Source organism: Serratia sp. NA_112.1 (assembly GCF_052691715.1).
Genome location: NZ_JBQZFO010000006.1, coordinates 1 through 26,846 on the forward strand (window position 1 = coordinate 1; position 26,846 = coordinate 26,846).

General features: G+C 50.9%; 29 protein-coding genes. 17 read left to right on the top strand and 12 right to left on the bottom strand.

The annotated features are described in order from the left end of the window. The first annotated feature begins 229 nt into the window (after window positions 1-229). From ACUTQ5_RS13570 to ACUTQ5_RS13585, 4 genes are read left to right on the top strand one after another with little or no spacing between them, the layout of a single operon-like run. A complete protein-coding gene (locus ACUTQ5_RS13570; RefSeq protein ID WP_445651690.1) occupies window positions 230-490 on the top strand; it encodes a PAAR domain-containing protein in 261 nt (86 codons plus the stop codon). Window positions 491-507: 17 nt separating this feature from the next. Then, complete coding sequence (locus ACUTQ5_RS13575) at window positions 508-1,290, top strand: TagK domain-containing protein (RefSeq protein ID WP_445651691.1); 783 nt, start codon at window positions 508-510, stop codon at window positions 1,288-1,290. A gap of 45 nt (window positions 1,291-1,335) precedes the next feature. Further along, window positions 1,336-2,124, top strand: coding sequence for a type VI secretion system accessory protein TagJ (locus ACUTQ5_RS13580; RefSeq protein WP_445651692.1), 789 nt, complete (start codon window positions 1,336-1,338; stop codon window positions 2,122-2,124). Then, window positions 2,114-2,605 carry a type VI secretion system baseplate subunit TssE gene (locus tag ACUTQ5_RS13585; protein WP_445651693.1) on the top strand — a complete coding sequence of 164 codons (492 nt, stop codon included), beginning with the start codon at window positions 2,114-2,116 and terminating at the stop codon, window positions 2,603-2,605. Before ACUTQ5_RS13580 ends, ACUTQ5_RS13585 begins: the two co-directional genes overlap by 11 nt. A 296-nt stretch (window positions 2,606-2,901) precedes the next feature. Here the strand turns inward: ACUTQ5_RS13585 and ACUTQ5_RS13590 are convergent, their stop codons facing one another. From ACUTQ5_RS13590 to ACUTQ5_RS13635, 10 genes are all read right to left on the bottom strand, one after another. Continuing rightward, the gene (locus ACUTQ5_RS13590; RefSeq protein ID WP_445651694.1) at window positions 2,902-3,438 is read right to left on the bottom strand and encodes a hypothetical protein; all 537 of its coding nucleotides are present in this window, start codon (window positions 3,436-3,438) and stop codon (window positions 2,902-2,904) included. 49 nt (window positions 3,439-3,487) lie between these two features. Next, window positions 3,488-4,555, bottom strand: coding sequence for a fimbrial protein (locus tag ACUTQ5_RS13595; RefSeq protein ID WP_445651695.1), 1,068 nt, complete (start codon window positions 4,553-4,555; stop codon window positions 3,488-3,490). Window positions 4,556-4,576: 21 nt separating this feature from the next. Next, window positions 4,577-7,084, bottom strand: a complete 2,508-nt coding sequence (locus tag ACUTQ5_RS13600) for a fimbria/pilus outer membrane usher protein (RefSeq protein WP_445651696.1) — start codon at window positions 7,082-7,084, stop codon at window positions 4,577-4,579. Window positions 7,085-7,099: 15 nt separating this feature from the next. Next, a complete protein-coding gene (locus tag ACUTQ5_RS13605; RefSeq protein ID WP_445651697.1) occupies window positions 7,100-7,795 on the bottom strand; it encodes a fimbrial biogenesis chaperone in 696 nt (231 codons plus the stop codon). 49 nt (window positions 7,796-7,844) lie between these two features. After that, entirely contained in the window at window positions 7,845-8,429 is a 585-nt protein-coding gene (locus ACUTQ5_RS13610) for a fimbrial protein (protein WP_445651698.1), read from the bottom strand. A gap of 433 nt (window positions 8,430-8,862) precedes the next feature. Further along, complete coding sequence (locus ACUTQ5_RS13615; protein WP_445651699.1) at window positions 8,863-9,000, bottom strand: hypothetical protein; 138 nt, start codon at window positions 8,998-9,000, stop codon at window positions 8,863-8,865. A gap of 150 nt (window positions 9,001-9,150) precedes the next feature. Further along, window positions 9,151-10,761, bottom strand: coding sequence for an FKBP-type peptidyl-prolyl cis-trans isomerase N-terminal domain-containing protein (locus tag ACUTQ5_RS13620; protein WP_445651700.1), 1,611 nt, complete (start codon window positions 10,759-10,761; stop codon window positions 9,151-9,153). Then, entirely contained in the window at window positions 10,758-11,153 is a 396-nt protein-coding gene (locus ACUTQ5_RS13625; protein ID WP_445651701.1) for a hypothetical protein, read from the bottom strand. The genes ACUTQ5_RS13620 and ACUTQ5_RS13625 overlap by 4 nt, the downstream gene beginning before the upstream one ends. A 25-nt stretch (window positions 11,154-11,178) precedes the next feature. After that, complete coding sequence (locus ACUTQ5_RS13630; protein WP_445651702.1) at window positions 11,179-11,871, bottom strand: helix-turn-helix domain-containing protein; 693 nt, start codon at window positions 11,869-11,871, stop codon at window positions 11,179-11,181. Between the two features lie 55 nt (window positions 11,872-11,926). Beyond that, the gene (locus ACUTQ5_RS13635; RefSeq protein WP_445651703.1) at window positions 11,927-12,283 is read right to left on the bottom strand and encodes a FaeA/PapI family transcriptional regulator; all 357 of its coding nucleotides are present in this window, start codon (window positions 12,281-12,283) and stop codon (window positions 11,927-11,929) included. Between the two features lie 714 nt (window positions 12,284-12,997). On the opposite strand from ACUTQ5_RS13635, the gene ACUTQ5_RS13640 reads away from it, so the two are divergent. The 10 genes from ACUTQ5_RS13640 to ACUTQ5_RS13685 all read left to right on the top strand — a co-directional run bounded on the left by ACUTQ5_RS13640 (window position 12,998) and on the right by ACUTQ5_RS13685 (window position 22,857). After that, window positions 12,998-13,522, top strand: a complete 525-nt coding sequence (locus ACUTQ5_RS13640) for a fimbrial protein (protein WP_445651704.1) — start codon at window positions 12,998-13,000, stop codon at window positions 13,520-13,522. 98 nt (window positions 13,523-13,620) lie between these two features. Further along, window positions 13,621-14,157 (top strand): fimbrial protein, encoded by a 537-nt coding sequence (locus ACUTQ5_RS13645; protein WP_445651705.1) that lies wholly within the window; start codon window positions 13,621-13,623, stop codon window positions 14,155-14,157. A gap of 89 nt (window positions 14,158-14,246) precedes the next feature. Continuing rightward, window positions 14,247-16,775, top strand: coding sequence for an outer membrane usher protein (locus ACUTQ5_RS13650; protein WP_445651706.1), 2,529 nt, complete (start codon window positions 14,247-14,249; stop codon window positions 16,773-16,775). Window positions 16,776-16,800: 25 nt separating this feature from the next. Continuing rightward, window positions 16,801-17,544, top strand: coding sequence for a fimbria/pilus periplasmic chaperone (locus tag ACUTQ5_RS13655; protein WP_445651870.1), 744 nt, complete (start codon window positions 16,801-16,803; stop codon window positions 17,542-17,544). A 29-nt stretch (window positions 17,545-17,573) separates the two neighbouring features. After that, window positions 17,574-18,230, top strand: coding sequence for a fimbrial protein (locus ACUTQ5_RS13660; RefSeq protein WP_445651707.1), 657 nt, complete (start codon window positions 17,574-17,576; stop codon window positions 18,228-18,230). A 78-nt stretch (window positions 18,231-18,308) separates the two neighbouring features. Further along, entirely contained in the window at window positions 18,309-18,731 is a 423-nt protein-coding gene (locus ACUTQ5_RS13665) for a fimbrial protein (RefSeq protein ID WP_445651871.1), read from the top strand. Window positions 18,732-18,745: 14 nt separating this feature from the next. Continuing rightward, on the top strand, window positions 18,746-19,237 hold the full coding sequence (locus ACUTQ5_RS13670) for a fimbrial protein (protein ID WP_445651708.1): 492 nt from the start codon (window positions 18,746-18,748) through the stop codon (window positions 19,235-19,237). Next, the gene (locus ACUTQ5_RS13675; RefSeq protein WP_445651709.1) at window positions 19,234-19,797 is read left to right on the top strand and encodes a fimbrial protein; all 564 of its coding nucleotides are present in this window, start codon (window positions 19,234-19,236) and stop codon (window positions 19,795-19,797) included. The genes ACUTQ5_RS13670 and ACUTQ5_RS13675 overlap by 4 nt, the downstream gene beginning before the upstream one ends. A 229-nt stretch (window positions 19,798-20,026) precedes the next feature. Next, window positions 20,027-20,821, top strand: coding sequence for an MrpH family fimbial adhesin (locus ACUTQ5_RS13680; RefSeq protein WP_445651710.1), 795 nt, complete (start codon window positions 20,027-20,029; stop codon window positions 20,819-20,821). A gap of 341 nt (window positions 20,822-21,162) precedes the next feature. Beyond that, entirely contained in the window at window positions 21,163-22,857 is a 1,695-nt protein-coding gene (locus tag ACUTQ5_RS13685; protein ID WP_445651711.1) for a Wzy polymerase domain-containing protein, read from the top strand. Between the two features lie 216 nt (window positions 22,858-23,073). On the opposite strand, the gene ACUTQ5_RS13690 is transcribed toward ACUTQ5_RS13685, so the two are convergent. Then, a complete protein-coding gene (locus ACUTQ5_RS13690) occupies window positions 23,074-23,466 on the bottom strand; it encodes a hypothetical protein (protein WP_445651712.1) in 393 nt (130 codons plus the stop codon). 477 nt (window positions 23,467-23,943) lie between these two features. Here ACUTQ5_RS13690 and ACUTQ5_RS13695 point away from each other — a divergent pair, with 477 nt between their 5' ends. Continuing rightward, a complete protein-coding gene (locus tag ACUTQ5_RS13695; protein ID WP_445651713.1) occupies window positions 23,944-24,756 on the top strand; it encodes a winged helix-turn-helix domain-containing protein in 813 nt (270 codons plus the stop codon). Beyond that, window positions 24,734-25,189, top strand: coding sequence for a hypothetical protein (locus ACUTQ5_RS13700; protein WP_445651714.1), 456 nt, complete (start codon window positions 24,734-24,736; stop codon window positions 25,187-25,189). The genes ACUTQ5_RS13695 and ACUTQ5_RS13700 overlap by 23 nt, the downstream gene beginning before the upstream one ends. Before the next feature lie 634 nt (window positions 25,190-25,823). Here the strand turns inward: ACUTQ5_RS13700 and ACUTQ5_RS13705 are convergent. After that, window positions 25,824-26,087: a hypothetical protein gene (locus tag ACUTQ5_RS13705; protein WP_445651715.1), complete on the bottom strand. Its 264-nt coding sequence runs from the start codon at window positions 26,085-26,087 to the stop codon at window positions 25,824-25,826. Between ACUTQ5_RS13705 and ACUTQ5_RS13710 the strand changes: the two genes are divergently transcribed. Beyond that, window positions 26,086-26,814, top strand: coding sequence for a hypothetical protein (locus ACUTQ5_RS13710; protein ID WP_445651716.1), 729 nt, complete (start codon window positions 26,086-26,088; stop codon window positions 26,812-26,814). The genes ACUTQ5_RS13705 and ACUTQ5_RS13710 overlap by 2 nt on opposite strands. Window positions 26,815-26,846 lie beyond the last annotated feature (32 nt).

Genomic DNA, 26,846 nt, shown 5'->3' on the forward strand with positions numbered 1-26,846 from the left:
GACGCCGACCCCAACGGAAACGCCGACCCCAACGGAAACGCCGACCCCAACGGAAACGCCGACCCCAACGGAAACGCCGACCCCAACGGAGACGCCGACCCCAACGGAAACGCCGACCCCAACGGAGACGCCGACCCCAACGGAAAGCCAGACGCCGGAACCTTAAAATATCAAACGACCCAGGTACTACGACCCTGGGTCATTTCAAGCTGTAATAAGGAGAAATACGATGCAGCCAGCAGCAAGAATAGGAGATGCCATTTCGCACGGCGGAGCTATTACTAGTGGTTCGCCCAACGTTTTCATCAACGGTATTCCGGCAGGGGTAGTGGGTATAAGTGTTGCCGCTTGCAGCCTGCATGGGGCATCAGTGGTCGCGAGTGGTTCAGGCACGGTGTTTATCAATGGTTCGCCCGCCGCACGTTTAGGTGATACGACATCCTGTGGCGCAAGCATTACTTGCGGTTCAGGCAACGTATTGATTGGTTGACGTTAGTGCAATTGCAGATGGACTGGCCCTGGCAGGGGGTGAATCACCGATTGCGCGAGTTCCTGGCACCAGAGCAGGCAGATTTTTTTTGCCTGCGCCAGGGTAAGTTTGTTGACGAAAAGCCTGAAGGGAGGCGGGGTTTCTTACGGTTCGGGTGGAGTGATCCTGACTGTGTCATGACTTGCCATAGTGACGAGTATCAGAGTGTGATTGACTTTCAGCATCTGCAGCCGGGCGTAGCATACCCGCTACGTATGGGTATGGTAATTCAGGTGGGACATTTTCGTTTTCGTGTCACGTCTATATCAGAGAGTACCCCACCGCTACTGGACGATCCTGATTTGCCTGATCTCGACACCCTGCTTATGCACGGTGGCCACTATACGCCCTGGGAGGTATCTGACCTTTCAGCTATCACCGAAAAAATACAGGGTGATGTGCTAAAGCAACTCGGTAGTGAATATAAACGTTATTTACTTTGGGGTGATCAGAGCCGAACTTTTACCTCTCAGGATGTACAGCAGAAGAATTCACTGCCTGCTCACGATAGTTACCTGGAACACGTGATCCAAAGCTCTAAAAATAAAACGTTGTCGGAGTGCATCTTTAACGAAGGCTCCTTGATTGAACGCGTGTTGACAGAACTGATGGCTCTGGATCAAGCGGAAATTATTGAAGAGAAGCAGCCTGATATTTTAATCGAGCTGGCACCCGAACATTTATCGAGAATTGAACGTTGGGATGTTTCGGAATTACTTTATCGCGAGCTTTATAAACTGGGGTTAGATAGCCATTTATAACCATATTGGAGAAAAAGGATGGAGCAAACTGGAGTTACGATAGGAATGGATATACAGGAACTGGAGGACTGGGTCTCCGGGGTTTCTCGTTGGATAAAAAGCGAACCCGGTAATATTGAAGCACGTTTGCAATTGTTTAAATTTTATTGTTTCCAGGCTGAATGGGATCGCGCACTGCTGCAGCTCGATACTTTGTTAAAAATTGCCCCTGAGACGCAACGTCAGGTTGAGCTGTATAAAAATCTGATATTTAGCGAGCGTCTTCGGGACAGTGTGTTGTCTGGTAGACGTGAGGCCTGTTCGCTGGACGGCACGCTGCCTGACTGGATGCAAAAATTGCATCGTGCGAATGCTTTTTATGCTGCTGGCCAGGACGAAAGGGGGGAAGCATGTCGGTTACAGGCGCTGGAAAATGCGCCTATGAGTGCGGGGCATTGCGAGGCGCTGGGCGAATTTACCTGGCTCGCAGATGGCGATGATCGACTGGGGCCGATCTGCGAGTTTATCTGTGCTGGTGGTTATCGCTGGGTACCCTTATCAGGTATTAATGCGTTAGTGGTTAATCCCCCCTTAGGATTATTAGATTTGGTGTGGGCACCTGCCACGCTTATGCTGGATAAACCAGTACATGGGTTCATTCCGGCCCGTTATCCTTTGATGGAGCAAAAAGATCATAAGTTTAAAACAGGCTCACAAACCCAGTGGCAGCTACAGGGATCGGAAAGATATGTGGGTAATGGGCGTAAAATGTGGATGAGTAGCGGTGGGGAGTGCGCATTGTTTGAGGCAGGAAACATCACTTTTAACAGGGTAGAAAGTGAACATGAAGCGTAAACCTTTCCTGCCTTGTTTACTGGAGCGCCTTTTGGATGATGAACCACGAAAACAGATTGAAACTTGGGATCGTTATCACTTTAATGCCCGCACGATGCGTACACTGATACAACGCAATATTGCTGATATTCTCAATACGGCGAATATGGAGGATCAGTTGGATAGGGTGCGTCATAGAGATACCGCGGCATCGGTGATTAATTTCGGTATTTCGCCGCTAGTCGGTGGCTATGCAACGCTGCGCTCTTGGGGCGTATTGGAACATATGATCCGTGAGGCCATAATCCGCTTTGAGCCGCGTCTTATCGCTGACTCTATCATCATTACGCTACTGGGGGACACGCAGTCCCCTGCTTGCAATGGTATTATTCAGTTTGAAATTCGGGCGTTGGTTAAATGGGATCCGCAGCCTTTCGATCTCTTTCTCGGGGCACGTTATGACATTGAAACGGACAGTGCGGGTGTGACGCTGTATCCATAATAGGCACCAACTACACTACTCAGGATATGCACTGACGGGCGATCTCAGAAGGGAACCGCGCATATGATGTTCAAACATCTGGATCTGGCGGAGCAGATGAAGGAGAACATTGCCAAGTATTAGCTTGGCATGCTTGCCCATCGATAATTAGCCGTACTTTTTGACAAACTAACCTGCTGCTGTCAATTTTATCAAATAAAACATCGCCATATTAATAATAGCAGGTTGCGTTACTATTTTTAATCCTGTAGGGAGAAAAACCGTCCTCATTTTTATTGAGGGCGGTTTAGGGTGTGTCAGGGCGTCGTGCCCGTTTCCGCGTCGTGGAGCATTTTCAAGGCCAGGGCCAGTTTTATCATCCCACTCTCGTCCAGCGTATCTCCTTGCGGGGTGTCAGGTTGGAAGTAGGCATCCAGAACATAAAGTGCCCGCTTAGCGCCGTTAAACGCTTTTGTCCAGTCCATATGGAAAGCATTATCCCCCGGCTCACGGGCTTTCTCGGTCTGCCGAAAATTCGTGATGAATTCGCGCAGCACATTGGTTAAGAGCGCAAACTCCTCGTCTTTGAGCATTCCTCCGCGTTCTCGGGTGACATAGAACGCCTGCAGAAGGCGTTTCAGTAACGTGAAATCCATATACAAATGACGTTGCAGGGTGCTGGGTTTATTGACCTGCGTATGAATGATGAACGGCAACTCCCGGTGTTGCGCGATATAATGATAAAGACCGACTATCGCCGTAGTCGGTTTTATCCCTAATCCCCGTAGAATAGCATCCACCTCATCTTTTAAAGCTTTGTCGACTTTCACACCGATTTGCGTGGGTTCACTCATTTAAATGTCCTTCTTACCTACCCAGTGACGGTGTCCGCAGTGGTGTCAGTTACTCATAAATAATATTGAGCGTCGCGCTGGTGTTGATTTTTCCTTTTCCAGCGGACGCGAGGTTATAGGGATAATAGTAAGCCCCCATGCTGAGGGTGAAACGGGCCTCCAAGGGACTGCCGGCTGTGACGTTAAACAGCGACGTGGCGTTAGCCGGGTGGGTGGCAGACGCAGACAGGCGCACCGGTATGCCGGGAGCACTGGCTTGCGCCAGCCGGATCCCGACGCCCTTGGCAGAACCGGCGCTGGTGTCGATCATTACGCTGTTGTCTGTTGCCAACAGGTTGTTGCTTGACAAGAACATCTCAATTTTCCTGTCGGAGGCCCCGTTCTCCAGTCGGTTGTCGCAGCGCATATTCAGGGTGAACGGCGTATAGCCCGGTTGGTTGCCGGTCAACTGGGCGACGCCCAACCGGGGCAACTGGACGGCCAGGCCGGCATTTTCAAACTGGCAGGTAGTCGCCCGGGGGGTATAAGTAATCATTAAGGGTTGCATATACATGTCCCGCTGGTCCACCGGCCAGCCATTGCCTGCCAGCCAGGATAAAAACTTGCCTGCCTGGGTGATTGGCCAGGTGATGATTTCCCACAGGGACATACCGGTCCAATCGGAGACCATCATCGAGTTATCAATGCGGTAACTGTTTTTGGCCGTCGTGGAGCCGGACGGTTTAACCAGAGTCGCCTTGAGGGTGTAGCCGATGTTGAGCTCGGAGGCAGAGTGTGCCCCTCTTTCTGCGAGGGTGATCTCCTCTTTCTCGGGGGCCGACGTTTGGAGCTTCACCCAGTGTTTGCCATCCCCAAAGCCGACGATCAGTGTGTTACGGGCGCTGTCGGCGATGGGAGAGAAATAGCCGAGTCGGTTGTTGCGCGTATTGCAATCAAAATTACCGGTGAATTGTGTTTGGATCTGCCCAGACCATTCGGGGGTGTTGGCGCTCAGTTTGTCCGACAGATCAATACCAATGGCGCGTGCGGTCCCCAGCGGGTTACCGTAGCAGGCCGCTTGGCTGTCAGTGGTATAAAGGCCGGCCAGGATCAGGGAGAAGAAATAGATGGTTTTCATAATGACCTCACTCACAGGGGCTCAGCGGCAAATGGCCGTTGAGGCGTTCACAGCCGTCGGCGTCAGGGTGATCACACAGTGGCCCGCGTCGCGTTTGTTGAGTTTGACCTCAAGGTGCGTGGGCGCCTGTTCGGTCTTGATGTACAGCACGCTGGCCTGACCAACGTAACCCACGGGCTCACCGGTACGATCCACGACTTCAGTCCCGAAGGGCAAGGGGGTCCCGTCGGGGAAGGTGGCGGTCAGCGTTGTGGACTGACGACGGTCTGTGTCAAAGGTGACCCGGTTAACGGCGCCGTAGAACGGCACGGTATGGCCAATGTTGCTGACGATCTCTGCCCCGGACGCGTCCTGGGTATCGGACAGCGTGAGGGTATTTTGGCGATAGGGGGTGGCATAGGGCACCAGGGCCAGCCCGTCCCGGTTGGTGACAATACTCTCGTCTCCGTTCACCATCAGCCCGGCGGCCTGCGGGGCTTCGATTACCGTCAGCGTGTGCCCTATTTCGTTGGCGGGCAGCAGATGCCAGGGGATGGCCACCAGACTGCCGCGGGCGCTTAAGCCGGCCTGTCGGTATTCGGTCGCCTCACTGTAGGAACCGCCGAGTGTGGAGAACGTCGTCCGGTAGTCGGCGTTGACGCCGGCCATGTTGTTCCCGCCGGACTGGTTGGCACCGGACAGGGTATAACTCAGCCGGTTGGCATCACCGGCCACGCCGCTGACGCTGAGCTGGCTCTGTTGATAATGGCTGTCCGTCATCGACAGGCTGCTGCTCAGGTAGGCGGTATTATCGAACGCATCGAAAGGCACATTGAGCGACAGGTAAAAGCGTGTTTCTTCCTGATGCTCGGTGTTGCGGACGCGGCTGGCCGAGAGCGCGTAATCCACCTTGCCCAGGGCGTTGGCGTAACCCAATTGGTATTCCCGGCTGTTGCCCTGCTCACTCCAGTAATCACGCTGGGTGCCGGAAAAGAAGGCTGTACCCAGGTTCTCCCCGAGCCGCTGGTTCAGGCTCAGCGTAAAGGTGTTACGGGGGCGGGCGGAACGCAGAGCGTCCAGCGTATTCATATCCAGCTGTTCGAGTGGTTCGCTGCCGGGACGCCCCAAGAGGTCGTGTGGCCGTTCGGCAAGCTGGCGAAAACCTTCATGGCTGTAAATGGCGTCTGAAAAACTATAATACCCCTGGGTCGAATAGCGATAGGCCGCCAGGGTAAAGTTGGTTGCGGTGGTGTCGAGAAATTTGCTGTAGGCGATGCGATAACTTTGCCCGCGCTCCCGGCGGCCGGGAAGTTGGGTGTCGGCCTGGGTGAGATCCACCGACACCGCGCCTATCGGCAGGTTCCAGCCGCTGCCTAACAACCAGGCTCGGTAATCCTCGCTGATCAACGCGCCGGCATACCCGGTGACGAGGTTATTCACACCGTATTGCAGGGTCCCCTGGAAAAAATCGGGATCGTACCGGGTGTTGCTTTGGTTGACCTTGCCGGCGAGCAGCCCGTATTTTGCGATCCCTTGCTTGAGCATGTTGGGGACAGACGAGAACGGCACACTAAAGGACTGTTCGCTGCCGTCGGCTTCTTTCACAATCACCCGCAGATCTCCCCCGGAGCCGGTGGGTTGGATACTGTCGAGAGTAAAGGCGCCGGGCGGGACATTCTCTTGGTAGATAACATTGCCATTTTGCACGACTTTCACCAGGGCATTGGTCTGTGCCACACCGTGGACTACGGGCGCGAAGCCCTGTTGCGCATTGGGCAGCATGCTCATGTCCGACGCCAGCGATACCCCCCGCAGGCGGATCGAGTCAAACAGGGTGCTGGGTGAATAGAAGTCGCCCCCGGTCAGTGTCGACGTCAGGGAGGAAAAGGCGCGTTGCACATAGCGGGTGTTGTTCCGCCAGTGGCTGTCGCGACCGGAATAATGTGAAAAAGTGCTGTTGTCACGAAACTGCCATCCTCCCAGATTCACGCCGGCGTTGAGTCCGGCATACAGGTCATCCTGCGTGCCCCGGCTGCCGGTCTGGAACCGGGAATGGTAGTAGGTGGTATTGTACGAGAACAGCAGGGCGGGCTCACCCTGTTGCCAAAACTGCGGGTCCACATAACCGCTTTCCGCGCGAAGGAGATGGGCTTGTGGCACAAACAGCCTGACGCTGAGGGTGTCGGTTTCCTGCCGGACACTGCCGCCCTGCACCAGGTCGCCCAAGGGGAGATTCGTCACGCGCGTCGGGCCCGTTTCCCACGCGGAGAGGTTTATTCCTAACGCTGCGGCGTCGCGCGCGCTGATGGTGGTCTGTTCAGGCGACTCGCCGAGGTGCAGGGTGAAGCGCCCTTTCCAGCTGTCATTCACATACACATCAAGTGTCTGGGGCCCGACCGGGAGGTCGGTGTGGCGATAAAAGCGTGACAGATCGGCCTGCGACGAGCTGCCGGCCAGTAAGCGGGTGTCAAACTCGACGGCCGCTGCCCGATTTACGAGCAGCAGGAACGCCAGCGCCAGCCGCGAAGCGAATGCGTGGGTGATAGTCATGATGGCTTCCCTTCATCAATGAGACGTGATGGCTTTTTCTTGATACGCACCCAGGTCGTCAACGTACTTCAGCGTCAGGTGCTCGTTGGCTTTGATCGGCTCACGCGTCGGGATGGTGGCGGTCGAAAACGGCGCGACCATGACGGCATCGGTGAGTAGATTCTGCTGTGTGCCACGGGTGAGGTTTGCCAGGGTGAAATGGTAGGGGGCGTCGTTTTTGATGACGAGAAGATCACCGCGCGGATACAACGCAATATTGTCGGCCACGGCATCGGGTTTTATTTTCAGATCGCGGGGACGATAAAACAGCTTTATTCGGGATTTGACGGCGAGTTGCAGTGTATTTTGCCCTTGCAGATTTTCCGGTACCGGCGGGATATCCAGTACGTTCAGATAAAATACCGATTCCCTGTCGGCCGCGAGGCGAGGGCCCGTTTTTTTTATCCGTAATTGTTGGCCACCCTGGGCGGCAACTTTTACCACGGGGGGGGACAATAAAAAAGGCACGTTGGCGGTTTCGGGGGTGGAGTTCATATCGCCGGCGTCGATCCAGGTTTGCACCAGGGACGGGGTATCACCGTTATTGATCAATTGTACGACAACGTCTTTATGGGCTTCCGGATAAATCACGCGGGTGGTATTGATCACGACATTGGCCGAGGCAGGGGCCGCCCCCAGGATACACCCGGCGAGGAGGATTTTTTTAATCATAAGGCTCCCGATAGCCAGGCTCATCCTTTGAGCCTGGCTGACAGTTCAATTACAGGTAAGAAATGGTGTAGGTCACGTTAGAGTGTAAAGCCCCGACTTTGGCTGCCTCGGCATTGGTTTTGTAATAATACGCATCCAGTGTCAGCGTTTCTGAATCCGGGCTGACGTTGCTGCCTTTCAGGTCAGTCACCAGCGGCTGATTCAGCGCCAGCGGGGCAGAGGAGGTGGTTTTTGCCAGAGAGAAACCGACATTTTTCGCGACGCTGGCGTCGTTTTCGTTCACGGTATCGTTCAGCAGGTACTTCCCGTCGGTGGAAATGGTATCCGCGGAGGAGAAGTAGATTTTGAGCGGGACACCGGCGGTTCCCGCAGCAGGTGCACAGTTGGAGAAGGTGAGTGAGAAGGTCTTCTTGTTTTTGGTGATGGGGCCCACGGTGGTCCCGGCATCGGTTACAGAAATCGGGCTGAGGGCGACGGTAAAGTCAGCGCTTTTGCCACCGTTAATGGTACAGGTGGTGTCCGTAATGGCACCCGAAAAAGAAATAACGCCACCGGCAGATTGATCTGCGGCAATAACACCGGTTGAGCCGAGTGTGGCCGCCAATAATGAGAGTGACAGGATTTTATTAACCATATTGACTCCAAATTCCATATAGTGAGTTATAGGTATCTATGAGGTATATATTGAGGCGCTCCGCCGTAAAGACAGTCTACGTTTCCCACGGGGAGCGTCAGACGGATATATCACTGTTCCTATATTACGTAAGGTGAATGACTGAGGCGCAACGCTATGCGGGCTCAGTAAAAACATGATAATTCATATGGGATAAAGAGTAACGAGAAATATAAATTTTTATAATGCATTCGAACGCGGATAAATATCATTTAAAAACAAGGCGTGACGAGAAGGTGTTTATTATAACTTTTCGTTTCTTGGGTGTGGCGGTTTAGCGTAAAACGAAGGAGTCACATTTTATATAAAATAATCTATCTCTTTTATTTCCTTTAATTGCTCCCACGGTGACCGTCATTACCTGGCTGGGGTGTCATCACCGCGGGGCAAGGTATTACCACAGCCAGATCAGGCTCGCGATGACCAGACTCCAAAACAACAGGCTGACACCGATAACCAGCAGGCAACCATCTCGGCGAGTATAAGGATGTGTGGCGACTTTTTCTTTCAGGGAGTGGTAATAGGTTTTCACAAAAAAATCCTTAGTGCAGTCACACAGGAAGGGCCTGGCCTCTTCCACAATAAATTGCCGTTTTATGAGATCATCGACGGCGCTAAAAAATAGCCGTTGACGGATAGGAGACGTCAACGGCTTAACACGGGTCTTCCTGGCAGCAGACGCTTACCTGGAAGGCGATGCGGCTTCAGGTGTCGCCTTTTTTTTCTGTGTGGCGGGGTACACTTCGGCAATGCGCAACGTATATACCATGGTCGCGTTAGGCGGCACGTTTGGTGGATAGCCTTTATCGCCGTACGCCAGCGCTGGTGGTACCACCAAGGTTAAAGAACCGTGGTTATTCAACTGACGCAGAGCATCGGCAAATAACGGCGGGAACTGTGCCAGGGACTGGGACAACACGCTGTCGTTGGCCTCCATATCCTGAATGACTGTGCCATCGGTCAGGGTTTCTTTCACGACCACATCCAGGGTGGCATCAGGGGGGATCGGGTTATCACCGGCATAATCAATGCGATACCAGGCCCCGCCGGCAGTGGTTTTCACCCGCTTGTCTTTTTTGAACGTGGCCAGATAAGCGTCACCCTGCTTTTTCTGGGTTGAGAAAACATTTTCTCTGGCCTTGGTCACTTGTTTTTCCGAGTCGGCCAGCGCCTGATTGAGGGCTGGCTCATCGAGTTGCCGTTGCCCATTGAAGGTGTCGATAAGCCCTGCCAGAAGCGTTTTTTTATCGACGTTTACCCCCCAACGCTGGCGCTCAGCATGCATTTGTAAAATTTCTTCACCCAGAGAGACACCGGCCGCGTAGTCTTGCCGCACCGAGGGCTGTTTCAGGCTCTCGGCCTGGATTTTGGCCGGTACCACCTTTTGCAACGCCGTGAGCTCCGCGGTCAAATCGGCCACGCGGGTAATATTTGCGTCCAGCTCGGTCTGTAGCGTTGTATGTTGTTGTTGCAGTTTGTTCTGCTGTTGTTGTTGTTGCGTTTGTGTTTGGCGTAGTTCTGCCTCGGTCGTTTTTGCCCTGGCCAACTGTGCCTTCAGGTTTTCAGTTGTTGCGTTCAGGCTCTGGGTGCTGTTTTGCGCTTCTGATAGATGGGTTTGCAACGTCGCCCTGTCTTGTTCAGCCGCTTGCAAGCGGTTTTTGAGGTCGGCCTGGGCATCGGTGACGGCGACCTGCTGCTGTGTTTTCAGGGTCGACAGTCGTGTTTTGAGGGCCTGATTTTCTGACTGCAGCCGATCTTGCAAGGTCTGGGCTTGCATCTGCTGTTGCTGAGCCAGTCGCAGACGTTCTCGGGCCTGGGTTTCATTGGGGGTCAATGCGAGTGCCTGGCGCAGGCCCTGGGCCAGTTTCCCCCATTGCTGCAGATCCACCGGCGGTTGAGGCGGGGAGGCGACGGTGGCCGCCGGGGCGGAGGCTCTGAGCGCCAGGGTCTTTTTCAGCGCCGCCACCTCACGCTCCAGGCGGTCAATGGTCCCTTGTTGGCGTTGGATCTCTGCTTCTTTGGTTTGCCAGCGGGTCGTTGTCGTGACGCTTTTTTTTAGCTGAGGATTCGTTCCGGAGACCTCGTGGCTATTTTGAGCCGGCGCTTTTTCTTTTTTCGGGGTGTTATCCACAGTGGATTGTTGCTGATATTGTTCTGCAAATTGCAAGATCGCCGGGATACCGGCCTTCGGCGTCGCCAGCGCAGAGCCCGACGTGGTCAGGCCAATCGCCATCATGAGTCCGAGCATCAGGGGGCTGCTGCGCAGCGGGAACGGGATGAGGCCAATAGTCATGGTGCCGTTCCACCTTGTTCCGCCAGGCGATTGAGCACGGCTTGATTGATTTGGGCGCACAGTAGGTTCACACGATACCGGTACAAGGCATCTACGGTGTCCTGCGTGCTTTCATTAACACTGGTGCGCAAGCCTGCATATTGCGCGGCACCACGCATCAGTCGATCAAACGCGCCTTGGGTGGCCGGGTAACTGGCGTCTTGCAGCGTGCTGAGCGCTTTTAATTGTTGCTGACATTGGCGCAGGCGTTGCACTTCCTGTCCTACCAGTGGTTCGGCTGATGTGGAAGCTGGCGTCGTCCCGGTTGCAGAAGGACGGGCAGGCGCTTTGCACCCACTCAGCAGTGTGGTGAAAATTAGCAGTGACACGGACAGGGCAGTGCAGTTAGGCATAGTCATTCTCTGATAAATACGTGTTTTACTCCGCCCGCAGTGGCGGCAGGGAAGGGATTAAATGAGGTTGCGAAGAAGAAAATGCTCGGTAAGCGAACATCGGTCGTACGCCGGGTGACGCTGTGTGGGCCAGTTGATTTATTCCACCATGCAACAGCCAGTAATTGAGATCTGACGAACGGCTGAGTCCCAGCTTCTCCATGGCGTTGCGCTTATGACCGCTCACTGTTTTTTGGCTGATGCGTAACCTGCGGCTGATATCACAGGAACGTTGCCCCTTGGATAAGTAGCTCAGGATCTCTCTTTCCCGTTCGGTCAGAGGAATTGCAGGTCTCGCCCGGCGATAACGCGTCTTGGTAACCGATATGTTCCGTAACGCTTGTGCCACAATCTGCACCGCCCAATCAAGACTTTGATAGCGATAAAATATGCCATTCAGCGCTTTGTATAGGACTTTATCTGCCTGAGCCGGCCTTTCCTTAAAAAGATAGATATGTTGATAGGGAGGGGCTGTTTCACGCTGAGCTAAATAACGCAGCTGCGCGCCCTCCAACTCGGCCGCCATAAACACCACATCAGCAATCGATTTATCCACAAGCGAGTGGGTAAACATGATCGGGATTTCCAGGCTGTCAAAATGTTTCAAGAGCCCGTGCATAAATCCACGGGAAAAATACTGATTGGATTCGACAATCAAGATAGTCGCATAGGACTTCATGTTTGTTCTCCTTATTAAACACCAGGCAAGACTACACTGGTCAGTCATGCGGTTTTTAGGGGACATCAGGGTTGACTGTGGGAAGCCTGTTTTTCAGATGGCTTGCGAGGTCTTCCTCTTTTTTACCACAAAAGCCTTGGGTGTTTATTTCCGGGCAGATATACCAACGCAGCGTATTTTTTACCGGACGCGGGGTTACCTGGATCCATCCTTTAGCCACCATTTTCATCAATAAATAACGCGTCTTATAAATGCTGAAATCACAGTTTTCGGCAATATCACGTGTGCTGGGCCAGGTTTCCGGCGCGCAGGCGTTTCGCCCCTGTTGTGTGGCACACAATTGGGTGACGGCTTCAATCAGAAGCTCAACCGGCGACAAACCCTCTATTCTTTGCTCAAAGACCGTATTCATTCCATGGCTCCTTCTTTCATCGCCTGTATAGCTACAAGTTTAATTAGGCCATCACCCACAACGTGAATAATCCTTCCCACGCTAATAATATTCCGGTGATGGATTTTAATGAGGCTTATAAATCAATTGCTTTTCAGCAAGGCCCTTAATGGGTGCTCACAATCTCCTCTATTTAGATGATTATAACGCACATTTAGAAAGCGCGATCTATGATGTTGGTGTATGGATTTTTTTCAGAATATTATTCTTGTTGTTTTTGTTTTTTTGATATTAAAGATCGCAAAAATTAGAAATTTAATATAGTCGAAGAGTTATATCGTGTATTTTTTTGAATATAATTTTTTACGTTTTAAAATTAATTTTGTTTTGTAATAATTCTCTCAGTTGAGCTCATCGTGGTGGGCTCAATTGTGATGTGTAACTCGTTTTTTTTCGCAGTGTGTACCGCTAGAAATTAACGGACTATCTATTTGATTTTCTCGAAAGGTAGATTTTGGTTTTTCTTACTTTGAATTATATGAAATACACACACGGACTGATTTGATGCAATTCATTAATCTGCCAGATTTCTGGCAGAAAGGTTTTGCGTGAGATGCATTCATATTCTAATGAATGTAATAGAGCCCTGCTGCTATGGGAATAACAAAGTAGGCGGGGATTAGTGTCGATGTCTGAACGCCGGTTCATCATCGTTAATGAATTAAGGATAACAAAATGCAATTGAACAAAATTATGCTGGCAGCAGCACTGACTTTTGGTGCTGTATCTATGGCTAACGCAGCTAATCAGGGTGCTGGCACTGTGACTTTTAAAGGCTCTATCATTGATGCGCCATGTTCTATTGATCCGGGTACTCTGGACCAAACGGTAAAATTGGGCGACATTGCTACGGCTCAACTGAAAAATGGCGGGAAATCAACGCCACAAGATATCCTGATTAAGTTGGTTGGTTGTGACATTAGCACTGCCAAAAACGTGACTACGACCTTTAAAGGAACCGAGTCTAATGCTCAGCCTGGTATGCTCGCAATGAAGGGCAGCGCACGCGGGGCTAGTATTTCTATTAATGATGTTGATGGAAAAACGCTGGCATTAGGTAAAGCGAGTAAACCACAGGAGCTTGAAGATGGTCAGGCAACCTTGCGTTTCTCTGCTCACCTGCAGGGCGATGGCGCTTCTGCCGCTATCACTCCAGGTGAATTTAACTCTGTAGCTGATTTCACCCTGGCATACCAGTAAGTTAATAAGCTTTTGAATAAAGAGCCGCATGCGGGGTAACCCGCATGCTTCTTAGTTATGTGTTGGTGGCAATGAACGGATAATCAAGCATGTTTCGAATGACAATAAGCCTGACATTATTGCGTACACTGTGTGCCAGTATGCTGTTGTTTTCTAAATTGTTATTTGCAGCCAATCAAGGAAGCGGCGAAGTAAGCATGCAAGGGAGAATTATCGCGTCTGCCTGCGCCATTGATACCGAAAGCCGGGATCAGACTATTAATCTCGGTCATATGCCTATCAGCCGCATTATCCGCGACGGTCAGGGGGAGTCACACCCTTTTAGCATTAAGCTGGTCAATTGTGTTTTGGAACGATCTGCGACTGCACAAGCAGACTGGCGCTATTTTGAAATAACCTTTGACGGTGAAAATGATTCAGGTCTTTTTGGTCTGTATGGTGAAGCAAAAGGAATCGCCTTACAAATTACTGATGCACAAGGCCAGAGCGCGATACCAGGGAAACCGTTGTCAAAAAGTGAAATTGAACCCAAAGCAATGATGCTGAGCTATAGCATGCGTTTAGTTGGAAACAATCAGATTGTCGAATCAGGGAGATATTACTCCACTGTGCGTTACAAAATGGATTATTACTGACCGCTTGTTTTGTGAGGTTATCGGCATGAGATTTCAATGGCAGAAGATTAGTAATATTTTACTTTTTTATAATAGATAAAGGTCTGCGGATGTTAATTCTTTCATCGGGTTACCGTGCATGGAATGCACGACCGCGTATTTTAAGTGTATTCATTTGCCTGGCGATAATTAGTAACACATCGAGTGGTTTGGCCAGGGATATAGAGTTTAACACCGATGTGCTGGATGTTAACGACCGCGCCAATATCGATTTGGACCAATTCTCCCGCAATAATTTTATTATGCCTGGTGATTATCTTTTCACTGTGCATATCAATAAACAGATGCTTCAGGAACAACCGGTGGTGTTTTATCCACCAGATGACGATGCTAAAGGCAGCGAAGCCTGTATCTCCCCGAAATTGGTTGAACAGTTGGGGTTAAAAGAGGCTGTATTAGCGAAACTGAAATGGTGGCATCAGGAACAATGTCTGGATCCGCGTAGTTTAGACGGCATGGAAGTTCGTGGTGATTTAGGTGCAGCAGCGCTGTATCTGAATATTCCACAGGCTTATCTGGAGTATACCGCGGAAAACTGGGACCCACCTGCGCGTTGGGATAATGGGATTCCTGGAATTTTATTTGATTATAACCTGAACGCGCAGAGCCAGCGCCAGCAAAAACAAGGCACGCAAGCCTATAACCTGAGCGGCAATGGCACAGCAGGGGCTAACCTCGGTGCATGGCGTTTGCGGGCGGATTGGCAATCACGGCTGGAACACCAGGGCGGAGGGGGAGCGGCAAACCGCAATAAGTGGGAATGGAGCCGGTATTACGCTTATCGGGCCATTCCGCGCATCGGCGCCAAGCTGACCGTCGGTGAAAACTATTTATATTCCGACATTTTTGAGAGCTTCCGTTTTGCCGGTGCCAGTCTGGCGAGCGACGATAATATGTTGCCACCGAACCTGCGCGGTTACGCGCCTGAGGTGACCGGTATCGCCCGTACCAACGCCAAAGTGGTGATCCGCCAGCAAGGGCGAGTTTTGTATGAAGCCCAGGTAGCGGCGGGGCCGTTCCGTATCCAGGACATTAATGATGCGGTGAATGGTCAGCTTGACGTGCGGGTCGAAGAACAGGATGGCAGCGTGCAGGAGTTCCGTATGGACACTGCCAGTATTCCCTACCTGACGCGCCCAGGATCAGTACGTTACAAAGTGAGCGCCGGCCGCCCTTCAGATTATCAGCACCGTAGTAATGGGCCTATATTTGGCATCGGTGAATTCTCCTGGGGGGTGAGCAACGGATGGTCACTGTACGGCGGTGCGGTCGCTGGCGGGGATTACAACGCTCTGGCACTGGGCGTTGGCCGTGACCTTATGATGTTTGGTGCCTTGTCTTTTGACGCCACACAGTCACGGGCTAAGTTACAGGATAAAGACACATTGAGCGGCGGTTCCTACCGGTTGAGCTACTCCAAACGCTTTGACGATTACGATAGTCAGGTGACCTTCGCCGCTTATCGTTTCTCACAGCGCAATTATATGACGATGGGTGAGTATCTGGATGCGCAGGCGTTTGGCTCGCGGATCAACAGCAGCAAGGAAATGTACAACATCACCTTTAATCAGCAGTTCCGCGATCTGGGGTTGAGTGCATTCCTTGACTACCATCACCAGACCTATTGGGATCGCCCAGCGAATGATACGTACAAATTGACCCTGGCGCACTATTTCGATGTCGGGAGCTTCAGAAACCTGAGCCTGTCATTATCCGCTTATCGCAATAAGTATAACGGTGTGAACGACGATGGCATGTATTTATCGCTGTCCATGCCCTGGGGTGACAACGGCAGTCTGAGCTACAACGGTAGCGTCAACAGTAAGAACAACAGTAACCAAGTGAGTTATTACGATCGTGTGAACGAACGCGACAGCTATCAACTGAGCAGCGGTATGTCACGTAATGGAGCAATGGCGAGTGGTTATTACAGCCACGAGGGCGACATTAATCAAGTGAGTGCCAGTGCCAGTTACCAAGCGGGCCAGTACAGTTCACTGGGATTATCAATGCAGGGGGGGGCTACGGCGACCTTGCAAGGCGCGGCATTGCACCGCAACAGCACGGCAGGAGGTACGCGCATGATGCTGGACACAGACGGTGTCGAAGGGATCCCGATCCGTGGTTATAGCACCCCGACGAAGAGTAACAGGTTTGGTAAAGCAGTGATGGTGAACGTGAGCAATTACTACCGAAACCAGTTCAACATTGATTTGAATGGGTTGCCGGATACCGCCGAGGTGAACGGTTCGGTGACGCAGGCCACCCTGACCGAGGGGGCGATCGGCTATCGGCATTTTGAGGTGATCTCCGGTGAAAAAGCGATGGCTATTGTACGGTTGGCTGACGGCAGTGCACCGCCATTTGGCGCCACCGTGCTGAACCACAAAAGACAGGAAGTGGGCATCATCAACGACGGCGGCAACGTTTACCTCAGTGGCATCAATGCCGGTGAAACCATGAGTGTGAACTGGGGCGGTATTGCACAGTGTGGTTTTACGTTGCCCGAGCGGTTGCAGGCCAGCCAGTTGGCAAACCTGTTGTTGCCGTGTGGCCCGTTGGCCAAAACAGACCCTTAATTTATTTTTCGACGAGTCCTTAATGATGAAACTGAATTCAACAGTAACTTTAATCGCCGCTTTGTTACTGGCACAGCAGGCCAGTGCAGCGATTTCTCTGGATCGTACTCGGGTGATTTTCAACGGTGAAGATAAATCCGTCAGTCTGAGTATTAGCAATGAGAACAAGCAATTGCCTTATTTGGCACAGGGCTGGATTGAAGATGCCCAAGGCAACAAAATCAGCAGCCCGTTGACGGTGCTGCCGCCGGTGCAACGCCTGGAGCCGGGTGCGAAAAGCCAGGTGAAGGTGCAAGGGTTACCTGCGGCCAACCTGATGGCGCAGGATCGCGAGACGCTGTTTTACTTCAATTTACGCGAGATCCCACCGAAAAGCGACAAGCCCAATACGCTACAACTGGCGCTGCAAACCCGTATCAAGCTGTTTTATCGGCCAAAAGCCATTGCAGTAGTCAATGCCCAGACTACGGCGCCCTGGCAGGAACAACTGACCCTGACCAAGCAGGGCGATAAATACCAGGTAAATAACCCGACACCGTATTACGTCACGTTGGTGGATGCCGCCAGCCATAAAGGCGGTGCTAGTGCCAGTGGTTTTAACCCGCTGATGATCGCCCCGAAAAGTAGTGAAACGTTGGGCGTTGCGGCAGCCGCGTTGGGCAATGCGCCGGTGCTGACTTATGTCAATGATTTTGGCGGTCGTCCGGTACTGACCTTCCAGTGTAACGGTGCAAGCTGCAAGGTGATGCCGGGTAAGAGCGGCAACTAACCACAGGCTAACGGATAAGGAACGGCAGCATGCAAGGGGTATTTCGCTATATCAATAACCATCGCCATCAATGGCATGAATGGCTGTACGTGCTGGTCATCAGTGCCATGGTGATGATGATCCCACTGGTGGTATGCGCCATGGTGCTGTTGTTACCGGTGGCGGCAGCGGCAGACAACTGGCAGGTAGAAGGAGCCAACGGCCAACTGCATGTGCATGGTGCACTCAGTGAAAGTGCTTGCCGGCTGGACATGGAATCTGCCGACCAAGCGGTCTATCTGGGGCAAACAGGCACCGCTCAACTTGCCAGCGTGGGTGCACGTGGCAGACCGGTCACCGTACAGTTGCGGCTGCAAGATTGTCTGCGTAGCGCCGCGAATAACCGGGATACGCGCAGCGGTAACTTGTTATGGGATGCCCAGCAACCAGCGGTTTCGGTGAGCTTTATGGCCCCGGCGGATGCCGACAACCCACAGCTCGTTAGGGTTGCGGGGGCATCCGGGCTTGCGTTGCGTATTGCGGATGCACAAGGGCGGGATGTGCGTCTCGGGGGGCGTGGTGCACCGTTGCTGCTGGCCGTGGGGCAAAACACCCTGAACTACAGCGTGACCCCGGAGCGGACCCGCGCACCCTTGCAAGCCGGTGCGTATTCCGCCCATGTGGATTTCAGGCTCAGTTATGACTAAGGAAAGCACAACATGTATGGCGTGAATTGGCGATATCTCCCTTGGGCTGCGGGGCTGCTGATTATTAGCACGCCGTTAATGGCGGTGACGACCCTGACAGTAACCGTCACCATTGTGGCACCGCCGCCCTGTGTGATTAACGGCAATAATGTGATCGAAGTGAACTTTGGTAATGACGTTATGACCACCCGGGTGGATGGCAGCTACAAAAAAATGCCGGTGGCCTATCGTGTGGAATGCACAAACGCGCCGACCAACGCGATGAAAATGCAGGTTTCCGGCAACGGTGCCGGTTTTGACAGCGGCGTGTTGCAAACCAATCGCGCCGACCTGGGGGTGGCGTTTGTCAGGAACGGCAATCGTGTACCGTTAAATAGCTGGCTGAACTTTACTTATCCGAACACGCCGACGCTGGAGGCTGTGCTGGTCAAGCAGGCGGGCGCGACGTTGAGCGGCGGGGCGTTTTCCGCCGGGGCGACCATGAAGGTGGAATACCAGTGAATAGGGGCCTGGAAATGATGCAATACGCGGTATTTACCGGCCTGCTGCTCAGCGGGCTGCTCGCGGGCAAGGCGTCGGCTGCAGAGAACATGAAGTTCTACGGCACACTGATTGAACCGCCGCCTTGCACCATTAACGACGGTGGCGAAGTGGACGTTGATTTTGGCAGCCGGGTTGGGGTGACGAAAGTGAATGGCAACAACTATCTGCAGCCTGTGAATTACCAGATCACCTGCGACTCAGGGGCAAATGTCTGGCAGATGACGCTGACGCTGACGGTGATCGGGACGCCGACCACCTATGACACAGCGGCGCTGCAAACGAATGCAACCGACTTGGGGATTCGTTTGTTGCGTGACGGCAGTGCCTTTGAGCTGAACAAACCGGTTGCCATTACTCTTAATAGCCCACCACGGCTGGAGGCGGTGCCGGTAAAACGGCCAGGCTCAACCTTAAGCGAAGGGGTGTTTGAGGCTACGGCTACTTTATTGGCGGTGTATCAATGACGAGCTTATCCTCTTTGCTGGCCGGGAAGGCTTACAGCGCCCGTTGGCTGTATGGAGTGGCGGGAGTGCTGTTGTTGCTCAGTCAATCACTCCATAGTGCGGACAATATGCGTTTGCACGGGGCGCTGGTGGCGGAACCCTGTGTGATCCCTCCGGGAGATGAAACGGTGGTACTGGATTTTGACACGGTGATCGATAAATACCTGTATCTGAACACCCGCACACTGGGGAAGGCGTTTGCGCTGCACCTGGCGGAATGTGACTTGAGCCTGGGGAAAACGGTGAAAGTCACCTTTAGCGGCACCGAAAACGCCGCGCTACCGGGAATGCTGGCATTGGACGGCGGCAGCCAGGCCAACGGTATTGCCATTGGTATGGAAACCCCCGAAGGGCAGCCTTTGCCGGTGAATAAAAGCGGACAGGCGCAGGTGCTGGTGAGCGGCAGCAATACCCTGACGATTCATACCTATGTGCAGGGCGAGCCGAAGGCGTTAGCTCAAAAGGCGATTGTGCGCGGGCCCTTTAGTGCCACCGCCACCTTTAGTCTGGAATATGAATAGGGCAATAACCCAAGGGGAGTTTGCCTGCGGTTGGTTATGCCTCCCCGTCCAATGTCGATGTATCGTAGTGTGTTATCAATGGCAATAAGCGGACGCGCACAGCACGGTGAAAAAACGGGGTGAGGGTATGTTGAGGGCGGCACCGATTGCTGAGGGAAGCACCTAGAGTCCCTAACTAGTTATTTAGTGTTTTCCCAGATGCAAGGTTGGCGAATATTAGGACCGTATTATGAATTTTCTTTCTCTTTTTAGGTTATTCCTGCTTGTTGTATCTGCTCCAGTATATGCCAATTTTACCATATCTGTGGTGGAGGTCCCTATCAGTGTTAATGGTTTTTTTTCGGCCGCCGTTGTTGGTCCCCCTGGCCACATCCGTAACCCATGTTACGGCGAATCTAGGTGCAGGCTCCACTTCTATACGATCGACGAATCTTGGCTCCCTAACGGTGCACACTACTCTGCTACTGACGTAGATGATTGGATTCACCAATCGGGAAGGCACATATCAACCTTTGAATACCTTGATACATGGTGGGCGGGTGTACAGAATAAAGGGAGGGTTGGGCGAGATTACCTCGAACCGCTACTGGGGAATAAGCCTTGTGTCGTCATCGCTGCTGGCATTGATGGTTACCTGAAAGTTGGCACTCTCGTTTCGAACTGCGCCAAGGGTATTGTACAAGCTACCTCATGTAGCTTTTTCTCCAATAGCATGCAGCTGGATTTTGGTACAATCACTGCGGATAGAGTGAATGCTACGGCCTCTACGACTGTGAACGTGTCTTGTACAATAGGGGCCTCGGTTGATCTCGTCATTGAGACCAACTCTGGGGAACGGATTCCGCTGAGCATAACGGATGATATCTATGCTGAACTCGATTGGGGCGGCGGCTATGGGCGCCCCTATAAATTCCGTGGGGGGGGATGGAACACAGTAAATCTCAAAGGACGACTGGGGGGGCGTGACCTCGGTAAACCTGGCGCTTTTCGTGGAAGTGTCATCGTGAACCTTAGCTATGATTGATGGAGCTTGGCTACCTTTGCAAAATGCTTCCAAGTGATGACCACTTGCGGTGTATGCGGCAGGTGGTCAAGGCAGTTCTACTGGCGCTGGGTTAATGTACTTGTCCATCAGTGCGGCTTCAGGATTAGCCCGCAATCTATGACGTGTATAGTCGCCCCAGGAGCGGGGCAGGCTGAGTTGGCTCGTAGCAAACCGAAAAAATGGATTAAGGGTTGCGTGTGACCGCGGAAGTGAGTAACGGCTGAGCTTATTTGCGTTGTGGAATTTTTATTCGGTATAGCGAAAAATGAATAACCCCCAACCTGGATGAAAGCAGTTTAATATTCTGGTGAGGCTTATGTATGAGAACAAATAATATTACTTTCTTATGGATTTTTGCTGCACTTGGCGGGCTCTCTTTCTATATATCCAATCCCGGGGGCGTGGGGTTGGCCATGCCTAATAATATAATCACTTATTTATTAATGACAGGACTGATATTGTCGTGCTGGCTCAGGTTGCCTTTGCGTGCAATTAGGGTAACAGAAACCAGTCGGCTTATTATGTGTGCCATGGTCGTGTTGCTGGTACCGTTGTTTTATACACGCCCTGAATGGTTACAGAGCGCAGGCTGGCGTGCATTAGGTTTGTTTACGGGCGTATTTTTTTACTTTATGTGTTTACAATTGCGGTTGCAGGCGTGCTGGCAGCGGTGGGTCGTGTATTTGATAATCATCGCGGCTGGGATACAGGCGTTGTTGGCTCTATTACAACTCTTTCTCCCTGGGTTAGCGGATGCCTGGGCACCGCTTGCAACCCGTCGGGCAGTCGGTATTTTTCAGCAACCCAACCTGTTAGCCAGCTTTCTGGCTACCGGTTTGGCGTTAACGTTAATGGTGTTTTTATTGCCAGGCTTTGCTTTAAGGCAAAAATATTGGGAGTGCTGCCGCAGTGCTGCGTTGGGGGTCATGCTAGCGGTATTCCCGGCGACGCTCGTCTGGGGACAATCACGCACCGGCTGGCTGGCTGGTATCTTGCTGATTGGGTTGTTTTTACTGTACTACGGCCGGCGAATGCCATGGCGTTGTTGTTTGTCAACTTTGCCTATCGCAGCTGGTGTACTGATGGCCATCGGGGTAATGCAGTTCGACCAGAATATGGCCTATCAACCCCATGATGGTTCTGATCAGGCACGCTCTGCTATGTTGTTCTCCACGCTGCAAATGATAGCGGAGAAACCCTGGTTAGGTTGGGGCTACGGAGGTTTTGAATATAGCTTCCAGCATTTTCGTCTGGCGCAGGGCTTATCAACCGAAGGTGTAGGTATTGCCCGTCATCCGCACAATGAACTGCTATTGTGGTGGGTTGAGGGAGGAATGGTCGGTCTGACAGGTATGTTGCTGCTAATAGTTGCAGGGATTTTCTTACTTCTCAAGGCCTGGCGATATGATAGTGTGGCTTTTCATAATGGTAAGGACTCTGCCGGACAAGGAATGGCCTTATGTTTTTCGTTGCTGCCCATATTGTTACATACACAGACGGAATACCCATTTTATCTTTCTGCCATACACTGGATGGTATTCTTGCTGTTGCTAGCGATGCTGGATCGCCTGGTTTCTCCTACTGCTCATCGTTATTCGCTGCCAACATATTGGCAACCCCTGGTGGGGAGCGCTGTGTTTATATTATCTGCTGCTGGCATGGCCATCATGGTGATGGCGTTTTATACCGGTATGCTGTTAACCCAGTCCGAAAAACAGCGGTTCAACAATATGGACAAGGTGTTGGCATTGCCTGTGGTGCTGACCTGGGTGCACAAAGATCGTTGGCAGTTTGATCGTCATTTGTATGGGGTGTTGCGTTTTAACCAGACCGGAGATGAAAAATTACTGGAAGGGTATACCCAATGGGCGCAAGATTACTTGAAATATCGTATCGATAAAAACGTCTATGCAAATCTTCTGATAATTTTGCGTTATCAGAAAAAATTGGTTGAGGCGGATGCATTGCACCAAGAGGCCGAGTTACTATTCCCTTCTGATCCGCGATTTAAATAACCTCCAGAGTGGTTTATTGATTTTTATATTAATATAGGTATAAATCAATTATCACCCAGAATACTAAGCTAAGAGTGGGGCCATCTAGAGGTGCAGTTCATTCTCTGACTGAGCAATCAGCGCTGTGGATGATTAACGGGGCTGGCATATTCGCGCCCCGTTGTACAGGCATCTGCAGGACCTTTATGTGTCACGTTGACAAACGACTTCTCTGTGCTAAAGGATATACATCAACCCCTGGTCATGTAGGGGGTATGCGCCCTCATCAAACGCCGGGCCAAGGGGTTTCATCAAATTCACATTTAAGCCGATACCCCTCCCCGGGGAGAGGATTAGCGTGTCTTCAGGACAGCCATGGCGTTTCAAAGTCGTCCGGGTTTGAAACAGCAACTGTTTGTAGTTATTTCCTTTATCTTTCCAATGGGTGCTTGGCCATATTGCCTGAATAATGGCTTGCCTCTCCGTAATACCCCTGACTAAACACATGAGGAATGTGTTTTGCAGGACACTCAGTCGTACCGAGATATTTTCTTCTTTTAAGGTCAGGGTATTATTGATTAGGACTAGTCTGCTATTTTCAAAATAGGGCTCGTTACTTACAGTTTTCATTATTTTCTTCTGTATTTTTGGTTTGCAAAAAAATCTCTTGGAGAAAAAGTTTCCCCAACGTAATGGTGTTTTTAAGGCGTATTGTTATTGACTGCGTGACGCCCTGAGGGGCTGTCATGGTTCCGCAGCTCAGTGTTCAACGTGGACACGTCTGAGCGTCATCTCCCTGGGGTGTGCTGCTTGATGGGAATAATCCTAACACTCAGTAAAATCCTAACGGTCATATATATCATTGTTTTATTGAGCATAGATTTTAATTCTGATTATTAACATTAGTTAGATTTTTGTTCTGAATAAAAGGGGGGTTGGGCGATTCAGGCCGGAAGGCCAGTGCGCTGCTTTGGAATTTTCTTTTACAATACAAGGGGGGGGCGGAGCGAACTGCAAGGGAGAACAACCTCAGGGAGGACAGGACGGCAGGCTTGTGGAGATGTAGAAAATAAATACAATTACGGAGAGTTATTACCGGGGAGTTTTATGAAGTACATTATTAATGGAGTTGCAAAGTACAACTCTTCAGATGGCACGCTTTTTTGTCCTGAAAATAGTATAGATATGCTCACGCTGAGCAGTGTGGGTAATGAGCTCTTGTTGCTATTTGTGAAAAATAACGGGCTCCCCTTACGTAGAGAGGTTATTTTAAATGAAATTTGGGAGAGCAGAGGGCTTAATGCCTCCAGTAATAATTTGAACAATCACGTTTCCATGCTGAGAAAAGCATTTTCGCAGTGTGGGTTGACGGGCCTGATAACCACCCTTCCTAAACATGGTTTTGTGTTTGAGGCCGAGAGCCTCAGCGTCATTGACGACGAGGAGAAAAAGGCAGAGGCATCACCGGTTGTTGCGGCAGACTTGAGTCCACTCTCTGAATTGGTGGTGTCTGAAGAGCAGCTCCCGGTTGTCGGGATCAAAGGTTCCACTAAAAGAAAATGGCTCATAGTTGCCCTTTCGCTTTGCGCGGCCGTGATGGCGCTCGGTGTGTCTCTGAGTCTCTGGCGGCACCCGGTGAGAACGCAGGTGTTCACCCTTGACCAGTGTCGGTTTTATCTGGCAGGGGGCGGGGCCCAAGCCATGGCAAGGCCGGAAGCCATCAACGTTTTCAAAACGCGGCTCCGCCGTAAGCCGCTGGACTGTACCCGTAAAGCAAACGTGTATTTCTTCGTGGACAGTACGATAGATTCGGTGGGCAAAGCGTTTACCAATCATTTAGTGGTTTATTGTCCGTACGACAGTAAGCTGCCTTGCGATAATGACTATGTTTTTAACTATGAAAATAAAGACGAAAAGTAGCGTATTTTTGCTGATAATGGTGGGACTTCTCCTGGGGTATTTGGGGTGGAAAAGTGTAGGACAAGAACTTGATGGCGGATTTGAATGCCAGGCTCGCATACACACCCGGATGGCGGCGAATACCTGTCAGGGGGATAGCATTACCGAATTGTTTCTGGCCATGCACGGTAATGGGAAAGGCTATGTAGTTGTTTCGGGCAGTTATACCTGCCCCAATGCTCAGCCTCAGTTGGTCGAGAGAATTGTAGAGTTTACCTATAAAAAGGAAGGCAGCTATTACGCGGTCCGTTTTGGCGCACGCAATCCTGACCTGGCGGTTATTTTTAAATTGTTCAGATATGACGAGGTGAAGTTTAAAATTATCCCCCTGGGGGGACAGGAGTATCTGTTGTCATCTCCCTGGCAGACTCCCATGGTCTGCAAGCGAGAGTGAATCCGTGGCTTGGGGGCCGTCCGTCATTTTCTGCATGCCAACGATAGGCCCGCTGCTGCACGCACTGCGCAGCACGCGGTCAGTATGGCTAACCTCCACGGATAATCGCGTCATCGAGGGTAACACCTTGAGGGCAACAGCGCGGGTGACACACAGCAAGGCTGCGGGTGAGATTTTTCACACTGACAACGAACGAATTGACGCGTCGTTCGATGATAATGATCGCGAATTACTGCCTTTCTTTAAGAAAATAGGGTTAAAAACCGCTGTTTTATTTTCGACGAGGCGAGTCTGTGCAATATCCATTTTTTCACTTCATTTTCCTTTTTAGACCTGTTTTTATTGCCCCTGCCACTCAATCATCTCGGCTGGGTGTCTTTGTGTGCTGAATGGCATGGTATGTCGAACTACCCACGCTGGATTTTGTGCTCAGGCGCCAGGTGGTATTTAATACGGCAGCAACCAAATAGGTACCTGTTAGTTTTCAAACTATTAGTTTCTTGGCGAGGTGTTCTCTGAGACTTATCAATCAAGTACTTTTCGCGTCCAGCCTGAGATACGTGCTCACATTCCCTTCTAATTTTAGATGATTATAACGCACCTTTTAAATTAACGTTCGATAATGTTAAGCATTTTATTTCAATGGTTTTTTATTCTGATTTATTTTCTTTTTTGATATTAAAGGTCGTGAAAGTTGTAAAATTAATATTGGGAAAGAGTTATGTCTTTTATTTTTTTTAATCTCATTTTTTATATTTTCAAATTGCTTCTGTTTTGCAATAATTGTCTCGTTGAGTGGGGGGAGGGTAATAATCCCCGTCGTTTTTATATTTCTTGCTGGGGCTTTAATAGTGCTTGGTTTTATTTTAGGTGCTAGTTTGTTGAGGTGGTAAATCATGAGGTTTTTATTTTTTTCTTTATTTTTTTCTTTTTCGCCTATGGTTTATGCCGTGTTTGCTACGGAAAAAATTAACAATGGTTATATTGTTGTTGGATCGAGCACTCCTGCGGATATGATGTTTTTTCCAGCGATCTCTCAAAATGCTGGTACTCTGGGCTACATTGAATACAGCGATGAAAAAAAAGATGTTTATGCCAGACAGGAGCCTTCAGCTAGCTTGGATTGTCCGAATGAGAAGGCGGCATCTGATTTTGTAAATAGGTATTCTGGCGAGACTTTGACGTCGGTGATTTTTCCTGGAGGAGGGAAAAGAGAGAATACCCTTATCATTAAATGTTATCCAAAGGGCATGTACGGATATTATATTTATAATCAATACATCCCCCCGGTACCCACAAAATCCTGCTCTGCTGAAGTCTTGAACCATGTAAACTTAATCACTCAAGTGGGTAAGTCGACGCGGGGCACTGCGGCAGTACGTGTTATTTGTAATCCCCTTAGTGTACGGGTGCGTGTAAGTGTAACAACCTTGGACATGAAGGATACAATCGTGATGAATGGCGGTGTCCGGGTGAAAATATCTGCCTGTGATGGCTGCGGTTCTACGGCTGAACGGGATATCATTGGCCCCTATACGTTTAACCCGCTCTTTGTTGTTACCGATACAGGGACACTTGGGCAAACCGTGAGTGGGTTTGCGCTTTTCAAGGTTGATATTTTGTAAGATAAAATAAAATCAAGACGATTGCATTAATA